This window comes from Mycobacterium paraintracellulare, assembly GCF_000276825.1.
In the GTDB taxonomy this organism is placed as follows: Bacteria; Actinomycetota; Actinomycetes; order Mycobacteriales; family Mycobacteriaceae; genus Mycobacterium; species Mycobacterium intracellulare.
Genome location: NC_016948.1, coordinates 3,499,661 through 3,515,018, shown reverse-complemented (window position 1 = coordinate 3,515,018; position 15,358 = coordinate 3,499,661). Strand labels below are relative to the sequence as shown.

The window sequence follows — 15,358 nt, the reverse complement described above, 5'->3', positions numbered from 1 at the left end:
CACTGACGGGGCGCGACCGGTCTGGCGGGTCAGGCGCTCCTAAACCGCCTCGGGCTGCCGCGGGCGAATGATGGCCAGCATCCTGCGCAGCTGCGGCTCCTCTGGGCTGCCGGCGTAGCCATTCAGCCATCCGGTCAACTTCGAGTGTATCGCCACCGGCAACGCCGTACGGGTTGCCAGGAGGGAGGTGAGGATGCGTTTGATCACGAGATACCCTTCGCCGCAGCCTAATTCGACGAAGACAACCGTGCGCTCATAGCCGGTCAGACACGAATTCACCGCGTCGACCAGTAACCACGCCATGTCCTCGTCGGAGATGCTCGACGGCTCAACCGTGGGGCGCGGTTGCGCCACCGAACCACGACTCGGGAACCTCCGTGTCTTCGACGACACCAATCGGGCCTGGGGCCTGATAGCGGCAGTAAGCATGTCCTGGTCCCTTTCCGGTTTCCTGGCGGCGGCTGGGCGTGGTTCATTAACGGCTTTGTCAGACAAGGTGATTCGTGACCGGGCACATCTGGTGCGGTGCCCGCGGATGGGCTAAAACAGTCCGAGTTCTCGCGCCCGGCTGACCGCCGCGCCGCGGTGCTCAACGCCGAGCTTGCGGTAAATGGCGCGCTGGTGGGTCTTCACGGTATTGAGCGAGACGTAGAGCCGCTCACCGATCTCGCGTCGCGATAGCCGGGTGGCGAGCAGGCGAAGAACCTCAACCTCTTTGGGGGTCAGTTCCTCGGCGACCACGCTCCGTTCGTTGCGCGGACTCACCGCGACTCCCGCGTTGCGCTCGGCCGAGGCGAGCAGCGTCGGGGCGATGCCGGCATCGGCGCAACCACGCACCAGGGTGCCGGCCTCTTCGAGGCTCGCCTTGGCGGTCTGGTGGTCGCCGAGCCGCTCGGAGATCTCCGCCCTCACCAACTGCGCCTTGGCCACCTCGAGGATCGCACCACTTTGGCGGGCCGACATGACGGCCATGTCCGCGGCGGCCACCGCCGCAAGCGCGTCACCGCTTTTGGCGAGGAGTTCGGCCGTGGCCAGCGACACCATCACGTCCACCAGATGTTCCGCATCGGCCAGGTCTCGGGGGCTGCCCGAAGCCTCCCGGATCTGATGCTCGGCATCCGCGAGCTCACCCCGTTCGGCCGAGATCAGCGCCAGATAGCCCAACGAGGAACTGCGGGCGCGACGATCGCCCACCTTCTCGGCAAGCTGCACGGCCCGCCGGAAGGCGGCTTGCGCCTCGGGGACATCGCCCGAAAAGTACAGCGCGGCACCATAAATGCAATAGGCGCTCGGTCGGCCCAGCGGTGCTTCGCCGAAATCGAGGGTGGTCGCCCGGCGAGCCCCCTCGAGCGCGGCAGCAACGTCAGCCGTCTTGAATGAGTGAACCGCGCGCAACACGGCGGCTTGCGCGCTGATGGCGCGACCATCCGCGGTATCGTCCGCGGATCGCGCCTCGACCGCCTCGATCCACTCGGCGGCGTCATCGAGTTGACCGACGCTGAGGGCGATCCACGCGCGGGCGACGCTCAGGCGCGGATCCTCTAAGACGGTTTCCTCGGGAAGTAGATCCAGGTAGCCGGAGATGGTCGACAGGCCGCCGCCGTTGAATTCGTCGACCCAGTCCGCGGCGATCAGGTCAGCGCTGCGCGCGGTGTCGCCGGCGGCGAGCAGGTGGCGCAGCGCCTCATCGATGAGTCCCTCGGCCTCGAACCACGTCGCGGCTCGCCGGTGCAGATCGGCGACGAGATCAGGCTCGGTGCGGCGCAGCTCGGTGCGCAGCAGCTCACCGAACAGCTGGTGATAGCGATACCAGTGACGCGACGTGTCCAGTGGCACCACGAACAGGTTTTCGCGCTCGATCTTTTGCAGGACCGCGGCCGAGCCAGACGTTTGCAGCACCGCGTCGCACAGCGCACCGCTGAGTCGTCCCAGGACCGACGTGCGGAGCAAAAAACTACGCAGGTTCGGTGGCTGCCCGTCGAGCACCTCGGCCATCAAGTAGTCGACGATATGACGGTTGTCGCCTGCGAACGTCTTGATGAACGTTGCGGTGTCAGCACGCCCGGCAAGCGAGAGGGCGGCAAGATAGAGGCCGGCAGCCCATCCTTCGGTGCGGCGGTGCAACAGTTGAATATCCGTGGGCGCCAAGCCCAGCCCGAGGACATCGTTCAGCAGGTGGTCCGCCTCGGTCGGCCCGAAACGTAAGTCGTCCGTTCGCACCTCGGCGAGCTCGCCGCTGGCCCTCAGCCGAGCCAGCGGCAACATCGGATCGGCTCGGGTGGCCAACACCAGGTGAAGATTCGCCGGCATCCGGCTGATGAAGAAGGCAAGCTGCTCATGCATCGCTCGGCCTACCACCAGATGGTAGTCATCGAGAATGAGCACGACGGGGCTAGGGATCGTGTCCAGATCGTTGAGCAGGGTAGGCAGCACGACTTGCACTGGATCGGCACCCATCGCCAGGAGTTCGACCGCGCGAATCCCCAGCCCGGGACTGACTTTCTGCAGCGCGGCGACCACGTACATCCAAAACCACACCGGGTCGTTGTCGGAGGAATCGAGCGACAGCCAGGCGAACCGCCCATCCCCACCCATCGCCCACTGCGCCAGCAATGTCGTCTTGCCCCAACCCGCCGGCGCACTCAACAGGGTCAGCTTGCGGGTACGCCCCGCCGACAATGCGTCCAGCAGGGCCGCCCGGTGAACCAGCTGCGCCCCCATGGCCGGGACGTGCAGCTTGGTGGCGAGCAGGACTGCGCGCGCACCGGCTTGTCCGACGCCGTTGTCGCTGCGCCCTGCTGAGCCGCTCATGTCCGCACTCCGCGAATCCGTCGAATCCCGCAGCCGGGCGGGGAAACTCGGCGGTGACGCGTCCTGGGTGGCCGCCCTGTCGGCATCCCAGTTTGTCCTTGCGGGGCCGCCCGGGCTCGTTCTGCTCGGTAATCGCGGCGACTCTATTGAATCAGATGCGCCGTCCGGAAATGCCGCGGGCGCACGCCGGCGGTGCCCGTTTGGGCCGGCGGACCCGCGTCCCGCCAAGGGCTCAATGGTTGTCTCATGAGCCGCGCTCATGCTGTGCCCGCTCACCGCACTTCTCCTGTTTTCACCGAAGCCTCTACTCCTGCAACCCACTGCACCGCCGCGCCCGGATGCTGAACCTCTCAAGGGAGGTGACTGAGCGTCTCAACGCGAGACTTCGGGGCACGCGGGCCGGCGGCCCGCCATCGTCTGCGCCGTGCTCATGGACGTCGGGACACCAACACGTAGCCACCCACGCCGAAGACCACCGGCATCATCATCAACATTCCCAACAGTGTGCTCATCATCGTCTTCTCGACCCTCTGCGCGTTTGCCCTCCGGCGCCGGGCCCTGGTTGGGTCGCGGCGATCCAAAGCGCAATGACTACGTTGGCACCGCGGGAACCGCGCCACCATCGCCCGGCGGGTGATGTTTAGGGCCGGGTCGGTGTATGCCTAGTGGCCTTGGGCTTTGACGGATTGGTCAATCCGGGCGGCGCATGAGTTGCGTCAGTTGAGCGCGGGACGTGATCCCGAGTTTGGCGAAGGCATTGTGAAGATGCGTTTTCACCGTGTGAGGGGAGAGGTGCAGTTGCTGCGCGACCGCGCGGTTGGTCGCGCCGTCGGCGATCAGATGGACGACGGTGAGTTCGGAGTCGGTGAGGCTGTCCAAGCCCGTTTTCGCCCGCGGGTGTGTGACGATGCGCCGTTCCACGCCCAACCCGCGCAGCGCGCGACCGACCCGGCGGGCATCGGCGGTCGCCCCGCACTCGATGTAGGTGTCGAACGCGGCGTTCAGTTGTTCGAGCGCCTCGGCATTGCGCTGCGCGCGAGCCAGTTCGCCGCCGGCATCCTCGGCGGCGCTGGCGTACAGAAGCGGCCGCGGCGACGCGTGCAGCAACTCCGCGGCAGCCACCAATGCCTGGGCATCGTGTTCGAGGATCCCGCGGGCGTACCCGGCCACCGCCGCGAACAGCGGCACCGCGGGCCGGTCACGCTCGAGCACCTCGGTGGCCTGCAGGACCCGCGCGCGTAAACCGGCATCACCGGCGGCCGAGGCCACCCGCGCACCCAAGATCAGGCGAGCCAACGCGTGGGGGAAAAACGGTGTCGCCAGCAGGATGACGTCGCCGAGCCAGCGCATCGCGTCATGAATGTCGTCGCGCTGCCACGCCGCCCGCGCGAGCACATACGCCGATCCGCGACGAATGCCGGCGGAGCCAGTGGAATGGGCGTCGCGCGCGTCATTGACCATCTGTTGCAACAAGTTCCGGTCATCGGTGTGGGCCGCCACCTCGGCGAGAATCACCGTGCGGAGTACGTCGTGCTCGGTCGCCCCCGTCCGCTGCGGTGGCGGAAGGCATTCCGTCGCATCGCGAGCGGCCGACAGCCGGCCCGCAGCGAGGTGGACGAGCCCACTGAAGACGGCCCACAAGGCGAGCGCCATCGCGTTGCCTTCCCGACCGGCTTGCCCGATGCCCTGCGCAACCTGGGCCGTCGCGTCGTCCAACCGGCCGACCACTGCCAGCAGGTTTGCGTTGTACATTCCGGCATAGGCATGCGCCAACGCCGTTTCATTCGTGTGGGCGAGCGGGCAAAGCTCTTCGAAACGGCGCAGTGCGCGGGCCGTATACCCCTCACCGGCATCGAGCAAAGCGTGGGTGACGCCGGCCATGATCGTGGCCTCGAGATCACCGGTGGCGGCCGCGGCCGCGGCCGCCTCGTCGGCGGCCTCGCGCCGTTGCCCACCTTCGTCGAACACCAGGTTGTACGCCAGCCACGCTAGATGCCGCGCCCGGGTGATCTCGCTGAGTCCGCTCAACTCGAGCGCCCGCCGATTCTCCTCCACACGCCGCTGGTCAGTGTGCTTGGTGTGCACGGGAAGTCGCAGCCGGATCTCGGCCTCTACTTCGGGCGACGCCGCGCCCGAGAGCGCCGCGACGGCCAATTCTTCGGCCTCGCCGTGGCGGCCGGCCCGGTTGAGCCACCCCACCGTTTCCGCGACCAGGGATCCATGCTCGGCGTCGTCGGCGGGCAACAGCCCCAGTGCGCGCTTGCTCAGGTCCGCGGCCGCGCTCGCGTCGCCGCGGCCAACCGATTGGGCGGCGTGGCGCAGAGCGTCGATCGCCTCCCGGTCTCCCGGCTCGGCGCTGCGCGCCAGCTGGGTGGCTACCTCGGCCGGCGCCGCGCCCATCCCCAGCATGACCGACGCCGACTGGCGCTCCATCGCCCGGCGCAGCGACTGCGGCAAGGACTGTCGGGTGGCCTCGCGCAGCAAGTCGTGCCGAAACCTCAGCTGCTCACCGTCTTCGATGAAAAGATCCGCGCGCACCGCCTCCTCGAGCGCCGAGAGCAACGACGTCGGCGAACGTTCCAGCATCGCGGCCAGCAAGCCGGCCGAGAACCGGTCCGGCAGCACCGCGGCCACCCGGACCACTTCTGATGCACCTTCGGAGAGCAGGTCCAGCCGTTGCTGCATACTGGCGCCCAGCCGTCGCGGCAGCTCATGTCCGGTGGCCACCGCGTGCCCGCCGGTAACGCTCAGTCGGTCCTCCTCGCCGAGCCCCCTGACGAGCTCGCTGACCAAAAACGGATTTCCGTGCGCCTTGGCGGCCAGATTCAACAGTGACACATCGGCTTTCGCCCGCACGGCGTCACAAACCATGTCGGCGACCGCATCCGGCGCGATGGCCCCCAGTCGCAGGAATGTGGCATGCGCGCGGTGCAGCACCGACAACGTCTCTTGCACCGCTGGCCCGCCGGCCCCGGTGCGGGCGGTCAATATCCACAACACCGCCGCATCCGGCCGCGCGGTGGCCAGCGAACGCAGCGCCAGCAGCGTGCCGTTATCGGCCCAGTGAATGTCCTCCAACACAATCACCAGCGGGGTCTGTGCGGCCGCGGCGTGAATCGCGTCGGCCAAATCGTGCACCACCCAGTAGCGCAGGTCGGCCGATCCGCCCAGGCGGCGCAACGCCTCGGCGTCTCCCACCGGGGGATCGGCGTTGAGCGTGGCCATGAACAGCGAGAAAAACGGCACCGTCTGCTGGTACTCGAACGCCTCACCGAACAAGGTGCGCACCCCGCTGTGGTCGGCCAGCGCCAACACTTCGGTGAGCAACCGACTCTTCCCGATGCCGGGCGGGCCCTCGATGACCAGCACGCCCCCGCGGCCCCGCGCCAGCGCGGTAACCAGTGCGCCGATCATTTTCAGCTCGTCTGCCCGCCCTCGAAGCGGCGGAGTGGACAGCCTTGGGCCGCCGACATCGAATAGGCCGGTGGAAGGCCCCATCGGGTGTGTGTCCTATCTACCGTTTACCGGACTGCCATTGGAGTGCACGTCATTGTAGGCCCGCGCACGCCATCTATCCGATTTGCTGCCGGTCAATCAGCGCCGCGCATGAGCTGCGCCAATTGGGCGCGGGAACTGACGCCGAGCTTGGCAAATGCGTTGTGGACGTGGGTCTTCACCGTGTGGGGGGAGAGGTGCAGCTCGGTAGCGACGTCGCGGTTGGTCGCGCCCTGTGCGATGAGGTTGACGACAGTGAGTTCGGAGTCGGTGAGGCTGCCCCAGCCTGATTTTGCTCGCGGGCTGACGATCCGCCGCTCCACGCCCAATCCACGCAGCGCGCGGCCGACCCGGCGGGCATCGGCAATCGCTTCACACGCGATGTAGGTGTCGAATGCCGCGTTCAGCTCGTCGAGCGCCTCGGCGTTGCGCTGTGCGCGACTCAGCTCGCCGCCGGCGTCCTCGGCAGCGCCAGCGTAGAGAAGCGGCCGCGACGACGAGTGGAGCGCACTCGCCACCGCCACCAACGCATCGGCATCGCGCTCGAGGATCCCGCGGATGTGCTCGGCGACGGTGGAGAAGAACCGAACCCCGGGCCGCTCGCGTTCGAGCACGTCAACGACGGCCAGGAGACGCGCCCGCAACCCGGCATCACCGGCAGCCGAAGCCACGCGCGCGGTCAAGGTCAGCTGATCAAAGACGATCGGCAAGACGGGTGTCACGAGCAGCGGGATATCGCCGCCGAGCCACCGCACCGCTTCATGGACGTCGTCGCGCTGCCACGCCGCCAGCCCCAGCGCGGCCGCGGCCCCGCGACGTACGGCAGGTGTACCGCTGGAGTAGGCATCGCGTGCCTCACTCATCGTCTCTAGCAACAACGTTCGGTCGTCGGTGCGGGCCGCCACCTCCGCCAGGGTGAACATGCGCATCGCGGTTACGAAGGTCGACCCCGTTCGCTCCGGCGTGGGCAGCCACTCGATGGCGGCGCGGGCAGCCGACAATCTGCCGGCGGCCGCCTGTACGACCCCCGCCGTCAGGGCCCAGATGTGAAGCGCCATGCCGTCGCGTTCTTGCTTGGATTTCTCTGTGCACTTGTCGACGAGCGCCGCAGCATCGTTCAACCGTCCGACCACCGCGAGCAGGTTTGCTAGGTGGCATGCGGCGAGATTGTGAGCGGTCATGTCGCCCGCGGGGGTCAGGGCTTGCAGTTGCTCAACCCGGTAAAGGGCGCGGCCGGCGTACCCGTCCGCGCAGTCGAGGCAGGCAAGTGCTACTCCGGATAGGATGCTCGACTCGAGATCGCCGGTGGATGCGGCGGCGGCCGCCGCCTCGTTGGCTGCCGCGCTGTCCTGTCCCTGTTGGCCGTACATCGCCATGTTGTACGCCAGCCACGCCTGATGTCGTGCCCGGGTCACGTCGCTGAGGTGAGGCAGTTGAAGTGCGCGGCGGTTGTCTTCGATGTGTCGCGTTGTCGTATCGGTGATCGGTGTCCGGAGCTGGAGAAGAATCTTGGCCTCTTCTTCGGGCGCCAGCGCGGCAGACAGGGTGGTGTCGGCCAATCTTTCCGCCTCTTCGTAGCGGGTGGCCCGATTGAGCAGCACGATCGTCTCTGTGACGAGTGACGCGCGTCCTGAGTCTTGGGCGGGTTGGAGTTCCAACGCGCGCTTGCTCAAGTCCGACGCGGCGCCCGGATCGCTATAGGCCAGAGACTGTGCGGCTTCGCGGAGTGCGGCGATCGCGGCCTGATCGCCCACCTCCGCGCTGCGGGCGAGCTGGGTGGCGACCTCCTGCGGCGCCGCGCCCATGTCCAGCATGACGCTCGCCGATTGCCGCTCCATCGCTCGGCGCAGCGACCGGGGCAACGATTGGCGCGTCGCTTCGCGCAGCAGATCATGACGGAACCTCATCTGATCACCGTCTTCGATGAGCAGGTCGGCGCGGACCGCCTCTTCGACCGCCGATACCAGGGCGGCCGGGCGGCGTTCGAGCATGGCGGCGAGCAGCCGGGCCGAGAATCGGTCAGGCAGTACTGCCGCGACCCGCACGACTTGGCTGGCGGCGGGGGAGAGTTGATCGAGTCGTTGCTGCATGGTGTGGCTGAGCCGTCGCGGCAACGAATCTCCGGTGGCGACCGCGCGGCCGTCGCTGACGTCGAGCCGGCCCTCCTCGTCCAGTCCGCGCAGCAGCTCCGTCAGCAGGAAGGGGTTGCCGTGCGCCTTATCGGCCAGATTCAGCAGCGACGCATCCGCGTTGGCTCGCACGGCGTCTTGCACGATGTCTGCGACCGCGCTCGGTGTCATGGCAGTCAACCGCAGAAAGGTGGCATCCTCGCGTTCCAGCGCGGTCAGCGTCTCGCGAACGGCCGGACCGCCGGCCCCGGTTCGCGCGGTAAGGATCCACAGCACCGGGGCGTCGGGTCGGGTCGCGGCCAGCGACCGCAGCGCCAGCAGGGTGGCGTTGTCGGCCCAATGGATGTCCTCGAGGAGGATCGCCAGGGGCGTTCGGGACGCGGTGGCATGGATGGCCGCTTGCAGATCGCGCACCACCCAGTAGCTGAGATCGGCCGATGTGCCCAAGCGGCGCAACGCCTCCGCATCCCCGACGGGGGGATCCGCGCGCAGTGTCGCCATGAACAGCGGGAAAAACGGCACCGTCTGCTGGTACTCGAACGCCTCGCCGAAGAGTGCACGGACGGCTGCCTTCTCGGCGCGCGCCAAGACCTCGGTCAACAAGCGGCTCTTGCCGATGCCCGGTGGTCCCTCGATGACCAGTACGCCCCCACGCCCCTGAGCGAGCGCCGCGATCAGCGCATCGATCGCCCTCAGCTCGCTCGCCCGCCCGCGGATCGGCGGCGTGCGCAGCTGCCCCGACGCATTCGCGGCACTCACGCGAACCGCCACCCGCCGACGTGTTGTGGGCGGGCGGGAGACGTCCAAGTTGTGTAATCCACTGTTCTCGCCACCGTTAGCGCTGGCAGTCAGTGTAGGCATGTTCTTCGGCCCCACCTGCTGTGTTTCGCGTTCGATTGAATCAACGCACTCAGCAATCACACCCGGTGCACGTCCCCTTTTGCTGGCGGGCGCTAGCCCCAAGGACCTCATCATTTTCTCGTGATCCGCGCTCATGCTGTGCCCGCTCACCGTATTTCTCCTCTCGGGATCGATGTATCGGCTCCTGCCAACTCATGACATCGCTGCGCGCGGATGGTGAGCGTCTCAACATGAGGTGAATGGGTGTCTCAAATTGAGACGACGGCGGACGGTCCGTCATGGTCTTTCCGCTTGGCTTCGGACGGGTGTATCGGTTCATCCGAGCAACGCACCCGTCGCGCGCGTAGGGTAATCGCCGAAGTCGATAAAAGTTTGCTGTCTGCAGCGAAGGGACACCCAGTCTCCGGCCGCGGTCGGCGGGTGTCAGCCGCCGCTCCGCGACGGTGACCCGGAGTCGAGGTAGTTGGGGATGGGTTCACAGGCGCGCCGCACGGCCGAACTCGAGCAGGCCAAGGAAACGTTCCTGCCCGTGGAGTCCCTTGACGTGATTCGCTCAGTCGATGAGGACATTGTGCGCCCCGGTGTCCTCGATTCGTGGCGTCGGTCCCGGGCCCTGCAAGTCCACCCCGACCGGGTCGAGCTGCCCTTTGTGCGCGAACCCAACAGGGGTTCGCGCCTGGTGCGCGCGGCTGCGCCGGTGCTGGAGCGGGTCACCTTTGACCTGGCCGCGCAGGATGTCAGCGTCGTCCTGACGTCGGCTGACGGTGTGGTCGTCGATCGGACCGCTGCGGCAGTCCCCATCCTCGACGCGTTGGACACGGTGAGCCTCGCACCGGGCTATAGCTTGGCCGAAGAGGTGGCGGGCACCAACGGGATCGGCACGGCTCTGGAAACCGGACAGCCCACATTCATCGGTGGCAGCGAGCACTACGTGGCTATGTTCACCGGTTTTGCGTGCGCGGGGTCACCGATCCGTGATCCCGTAACGGGCAGAGTCATCGGAGCCGTCAATTTGAGCTGTCTCGCAGACCGATCCGATCCACTGCTGCTCGCGCTGGCTACCAGCGCCAGTCGCCACATCGAGGAACGCTTGCGCCTGGTGGCTCATGAGAGCGAGACGGCACTTCTGGAAGCCTATCTGCAGCAGGCACGGCGATGTTCGGCCGGCGTGCTGGCGATCGGTGGCGATGTCGTGTTGATGAACCCCTACCTGCGTCGCACGCTCGACGGGGACGAGCAGACCGCGCTGCTTGAACACGCCTCGGATCTGCTCACGTCCACCCTGTCGGGCACGGCGCTGGTTGTGCTGCCGCGGGGACACATCGCCAAAATCACCGCCGCCGACCGGTCGACGACACGCGCCGGCCGCCTCAACGTCGTTTTCCGCGTTGATCTTTCCGGCGAGACCGGCTCGCAATCGCGTCGAACGGGCCGCCTTGCGCCCACGTACATCCCCGGCTTGGTCGGTCGCAATAGCGCCTGGCTGCATTGCTGCCAGCAGGTCCGGCAGTGCTGCCGCGACCGAGAATGGGTGATGATCGAGGGTGAGAAGGGATCCGGCCGGGCAAAGCTGGCGCAGGCGGTGGGGCAGCATGTGAAGCCGGACCGAACGATTCGCGTGATGCGCAGCGAAAGCTTCGGGAGCGCGGCATCTTTCGTCGCCGAGCTGGCGACACTGGCCGCCGATGACGACTTCGCGGTGGTGATCGCCGACGTGGATGACATCGACGAGGACATACTCGAAGCGATCGTGCCGATGCTGGCCGCGCGCGCAGGTCGGGGGTGGATCGCGGCCACCACAAGTTCCGCGGCTCCTGCTGCACCGATCAAACAGTTACTGCCGCTGTTCACCCATACCGTCACCGTGCCCGCGTTGCGACACAGGATTGACGACCTCGAGGAACTCGTGCCCCTGCTGCTGCGCGAGATCACCCGGGGCGCCGATGTGACGCTGGCGCCCGAGGCCATGCGGCAGCTGAGCAGGTTGCCGTGGCCGGGCAACGTCTCGCAGCTGCGCCGGGTCCTGACCGACACCGTTGCCCGCCAACGATCCGGCATTATCGGCGTCGACAAGTTGCCGCCGGAGTGCCGGTCCGTCACACGACGCAAGCTGACTCGGATGGAGGCTCTGGAGCGCGATGCGATTGTCCGCAGCCTTCAGGACAGCGGCGGCAACAAACAAGAGGCCGCACGCGCCCTGGGAATGTCACGTGCGACCATCTACCGCAAGATCAACGATTACGGCATCGCGTAACGGCCTTGCGCTTGTCGGCCGAAAAGCATTGGCCCGCAGTCATCATCAGGAAGCGCCGCGTCCCTCGGCCGTTGCTGGCCAAGTTCCGGGTCGCCAAAGCGCCGGGCGCGTCGCGGGCGCCCCGCCCGGCTGCGGCAACGCGATGAGCCGCTGACCGCCTCTTCGATTCGCACCGCGCATCCTCTCGGCAAATGGGTGGCTCACCCACGTGCGGGGGATGACGTCGCGAATACACCACCTTGAGCGACGTTCGCTGACAGCTCATGACGCTCCCAATGCCAGGCAAATCACCCGGGTGAATCAGTTCGCCGGGCGATGACCACTCATCCCACGTCGGTTAATGCTGACTTAACAACTGGCGAGCGGACGGTACGTGGAGTCCACCACGTTTCGGGGATCGGCATTCAGGCCGCATGAGCGAGCAACGGGTCGGGGTGAAGGTGGACTACCTCGCTGTGTCGATCACCGCGGAACCGCCACCGCCACGAAGTGGAGAAAACACATGGAGCCCCGCCAATTTCAACGACCGCCAACCGAATACGGCTCCGGCGCCACGCGAACACCATGGCTGCTGCATCGATTACGGGGCGCCGCCGCATCTGCCCGGCATTGGGCGCGCCGCAATGGAGAGGCCGGGACGGGCGCCATCCCGGCGATCGAGGACCAACTTCACGCGCTGCAGCCCATCTGCAGTGCCCAGGGGCTGGCGACCGGCACCACATGCGGTGCGCCGGCGGTGGCGGTCGCCGAGATACACGCCATCGACGGATGCGACCAAATGGGGCTCAGCCCGGACGGTGACCTCGTCGAAACGCTCTGCCAACACTGCCTGGCCACTGTGCGATGGGCGATGGCGACCTACGTAGGTGACAAACGCGAGATGGCGTCGCGCTGCGGCACCCGCCCGGTGTGTGCGACCTGCGGGCGTTCCACCGGATACCTGCGCAGCGTCTTCGCTGTGCGCCCGATCGGGTCCGAGGGAGTGTCATGATGACCCGGGTACGCGTTGCCTCCGTGTTGGTGGCTGTGGTGGCCGGTGATTACGCGCTTCTCACATTGGTCAATGGTCGACTCACCGATTTCGGCGTCACCGCCGGCATCTGGGTGGGGTGCTCGACCGCGGCGGGGCTGATCGCCTACGCCAGCAGGCGACGCCGCCAAGCGATGGCCCGGGGACGTGCGGCTGTTTGGCAACGCCGTGATAGGCAGGCGGCTACCGCTGGCGGACAACAGTGCCCGTCATGCGGAGACGCGCGCCAACTCCCAAGCGAATCACCCAGATTCGCTGACCGGCAGCGTACGCGCTTGTGCGGGATATGCGCGCCTGGTTCTCACCCCAGAGTCGACACGACGAGCCCAGGCCGCTCGCGGCGCAATCACCACGTGAAATCCGTTGGGGGCGTGGGGCAACCGATTTCCCGAGCGCGGAAGCGTTGACATGACCGCGCCCGCCGCCGTACCCGGTTCACCGCGCCCCGGTCTAGGAGCGCCCAGGGCGCGTAAAGCCCGACGGTCCCCGTTCCGCGCGGACGTCGTCGTCGATGTGATCCAGGACGGTCCGAGCATGGCTGGGCGCATTGCCTCGCTGAGTGCCCGACTGATGATCCGGCCCGCACTGAGCGTGGGCAGCCGCGTGCCCTCGGCGCCCTGGCCATGGGGCGCCGTTGAGATCGCCGCTCGCGCCATCGCCCCGCCACCGGGCACGGTACGCACGGGTGTCGGGCTGGCGCACTGCAGTGCGCAGCTAGTCCGCGCCGCCGGAGTGCTACCGGCCGACGGCTCCCACCGGGCCGTCCTGTACCTGCACGGCGGAGCCTTCCTCACCTGCGGCGCCCACTCGCACGGTCGGCTGGTCAGCATGCTGTCCGGCTTCGCCGACAGCCCCGTACTGGTGCCCAACTACCGCAAGATCCCCAAACATGCGATCGGCGAGGCGATCGAGGACTGCTACGACGGGTACCGCTGGTTGCGACGACAGGGTTACCAGCCCGACCAGATCGTGTTGGCCGGCGATTCCGCCGGCGGCTATCTGGCACTAGCGCTGGCCCAACGCCTGCTCGAGTGCGGTGAGCAGCCGGCAGCGATGGCGGCCATGTCACCGCTGCTGCAACTGGCCACGCAACCCAAAACGACTCATCCCAACGTCGGCTCGGACGCGATGTTTCCGCCCAGAGCGTTCGACGCCTTCCACGCCTTGATCACTCGCGCCGCAGGGCGCACCGCCGCCTACGGGCATTCCGACGCGCTCTACGAGCCGCTCGACCACATCCGACCCGGCCTGCCGCCCATGCTGATCCATGTGTCCGGTTGCGAGGTGTTGCTTCACGACGCGCAGCTGGCGGCTCAACGACTGGCCGCCGCCGGGGTGCCGGTCGAAGTGCAGGTATGGCCGGGCCAAATCCACGTGTTCCAGCTCGCCGCGCCGATGATCCCCGAAGCCATCCGCTCGTTGCGTCAGATCGGCCGCTACATCCGCGAGGCGACCGGATAGCCAGAGGAACCTGGGGATTTCAAAGATGGATTTCGGGGCGCTGCCGCCGGAGATCAACTCCGGCCGAATGTATTCCGGTCCCGGCTGCGGGTCGATGCTGGCCGCCTCGGCGGCCTGGGACGGGCTGGCCGCCGACCTGTATTCCGCCGCCGGCTCCTATGGGTCGGTGATCTCGGACCTCACCAGCGCAGCATGGCTGGGTCCCGGGTCGGTGGCGATGGCGGCCGCCGCCGCACCCTACGTCTCCTGGCTGACGACGACGGCGGGCCTGTGCGAGCAGGCCGCTGCCGGGGCCAGGGTCGCCGCGGCCGCCTACGAGGCCGCTTTCGCGATGACGGTGCCTCCACCGGTGGTCGCGGCCAACCGTGCGCAGCTGATGTTGCTGATCGCGACGAACATCTTCGGCCAAAACACCCCGGCGATCGCGGCCACCGAAGCCGAGTACGGCGAAATGTGGGCCCAAGACGCCGGGGCGATGTACGGGTATGCGGGCGCATCCGCTGCGGCTTCGGCGTTACCGCCGTTTACCTCGCCCCTTCCCACCACCGATCCAGCAGGGGTCGCCGAACAGGGCGCCGCGGCTGCCCACGCCGGCACCACGACAGCCGGCACGGCCACCCAGGCCATCCTGTCGGCGGGCTCGCAGCTGCTCTCCGCGGTACCCAATGCGCTTCAGGGACTTGCGCTTCCTCTACCGGCCGCGGCAGGACTTCCCTCGTTCTTGGAATTGCTGAGCTTACTGAGCCCGGTGAACCTGTCCGTCTCATCGGCGGCGACAGCCATCACGTCCACGGGGACGGCCGGGTCGTATGCGGGCTTGGGCTACGCGGCGCACTACGACCCGGACGGTGCCAGCAAGATGGACGCCGTATTGGAACGTTTGGGGGCGCTTTCGGGAGGTCCGGGAGCGAGCGCAGCAGCGTCATTGGGTTCGGCGGAGAGGGCGGGCAGCGGTGCGGCGCCCGTGCTGTCGGCGGGGGTGGGCCGAGCCTCCTCAATCGGCGCGCTGTCGGTGCCGTCGGGCTGGGCCGCGGCCACGCCGACCATCAGGGCCGTCGCGGTGACATGGCCGAACTCCCTCCCCGGCCCCATCCCCCCGACCGTCCTGGCGACGAATCCGGAAAACATGCTCAACGAAATGGCTTTGGCGAGTATGGCGATGCGCGGCATCCGCGGTGCTCCGCCCCAAAGCCGGTCCACGATCACCATCACCGTGACGCCACGCCCGCCGGATGACGGCGGGGCGCGCATCACGATGTGAACCGGTTCGCGCTCACCCGGGTGATTTGGCTCGCCGGGTGATGACGACTCACCCCG

Annotated in this window: 8 protein-coding genes; 4 read left to right on the top strand and 4 right to left on the bottom strand. The window is 67.5% G+C overall.

All coding sequences use genetic code 11. The features are described 5' to 3' along the window. Window positions 1-39: 39 nt before the first annotated feature. From OCQ_RS15845 to OCQ_RS15830, 4 genes are all read right to left on the bottom strand, one after another. Window positions 40-354: a hypothetical protein gene (locus OCQ_RS15845; RefSeq protein ID WP_008258049.1), complete on the bottom strand. Its 315-nt coding sequence runs from the start codon at window positions 352-354 to the stop codon at window positions 40-42. Window positions 355-540: 186 nt separating this feature from the next. Next, entirely contained in the window at window positions 541-2,811 is a 2,271-nt protein-coding gene (locus OCQ_RS15840; protein WP_008258047.1) for a LuxR C-terminal-related transcriptional regulator, read from the bottom strand. A gap of 690 nt (window positions 2,812-3,501) precedes the next feature. Next, window positions 3,502-6,225, bottom strand: a complete 2,724-nt coding sequence (locus OCQ_RS15835; protein WP_008258045.1) for a helix-turn-helix transcriptional regulator — start codon at window positions 6,223-6,225, stop codon at window positions 3,502-3,504. 176 nt (window positions 6,226-6,401) lie between these two features. Then, window positions 6,402-9,194 (bottom strand): helix-turn-helix transcriptional regulator, encoded by a 2,793-nt coding sequence (locus OCQ_RS15830; RefSeq protein WP_014385221.1) that lies wholly within the window; start codon window positions 9,192-9,194, stop codon window positions 6,402-6,404. Between the two features lie 571 nt (window positions 9,195-9,765). Here OCQ_RS15830 and OCQ_RS15825 point away from each other — a divergent pair. The 4 genes from OCQ_RS15825 (at window position 9,766) to OCQ_RS15810 (ending at window position 15,302) form a co-directional block, all read left to right on the top strand. Further along, a complete protein-coding gene (locus OCQ_RS15825; protein WP_014385220.1) occupies window positions 9,766-11,550 on the top strand; it encodes a sigma-54-dependent Fis family transcriptional regulator in 1,785 nt (594 codons plus the stop codon). A 502-nt stretch (window positions 11,551-12,052) separates the two neighbouring features. Continuing rightward, the gene (locus OCQ_RS15820) at window positions 12,053-12,541 is read left to right on the top strand and encodes a hypothetical protein (RefSeq protein WP_014385219.1); all 489 of its coding nucleotides are present in this window, start codon (window positions 12,053-12,055) and stop codon (window positions 12,539-12,541) included. 447 nt (window positions 12,542-12,988) lie between these two features. Beyond that, window positions 12,989-14,041, top strand: coding sequence for an alpha/beta hydrolase fold domain-containing protein (locus OCQ_RS15815; protein WP_041785075.1), 1,053 nt, complete (start codon window positions 12,989-12,991; stop codon window positions 14,039-14,041). Window positions 14,042-14,066: 25 nt separating this feature from the next. Next, window positions 14,067-15,302: a PPE family protein gene (locus tag OCQ_RS15810; RefSeq protein WP_014385217.1), complete on the top strand. Its 1,236-nt coding sequence runs from the start codon at window positions 14,067-14,069 to the stop codon at window positions 15,300-15,302. The last annotated feature ends 56 nt before the right edge of the window (window positions 15,303-15,358 follow it).

Coding starts and splice junctions, on each gene's coding strand:
- OCQ_RS15840 (WP_008258047.1), bottom strand. CDS start 2,811: ATGAGCGGCTCAGCAGGGCGCAGCGACAACGGCGTCGGACAAGCCGGT.
- OCQ_RS15820 (WP_014385219.1), top strand. CDS start 12,053: ATGGAGCCCCGCCAATTTCAACGACCGCCAACCGAATACGGCTCCGGC.
- OCQ_RS15835 (WP_008258045.1), bottom strand. CDS start 6,225: ATGATCGGCGCACTGGTTACCGCGCTGGCGCGGGGCCGCGGGGGCGTG.
- OCQ_RS15810 (WP_014385217.1), top strand. CDS start 14,067: ATGGATTTCGGGGCGCTGCCGCCGGAGATCAACTCCGGCCGAATGTAT.
- OCQ_RS15825 (WP_014385220.1), top strand. CDS start 9,766: ATGGGTTCACAGGCGCGCCGCACGGCCGAACTCGAGCAGGCCAAGGAA.
- OCQ_RS15815 (WP_041785075.1), top strand. CDS start 12,989: ATGACCGCGCCCGCCGCCGTACCCGGTTCACCGCGCCCCGGTCTAGGA.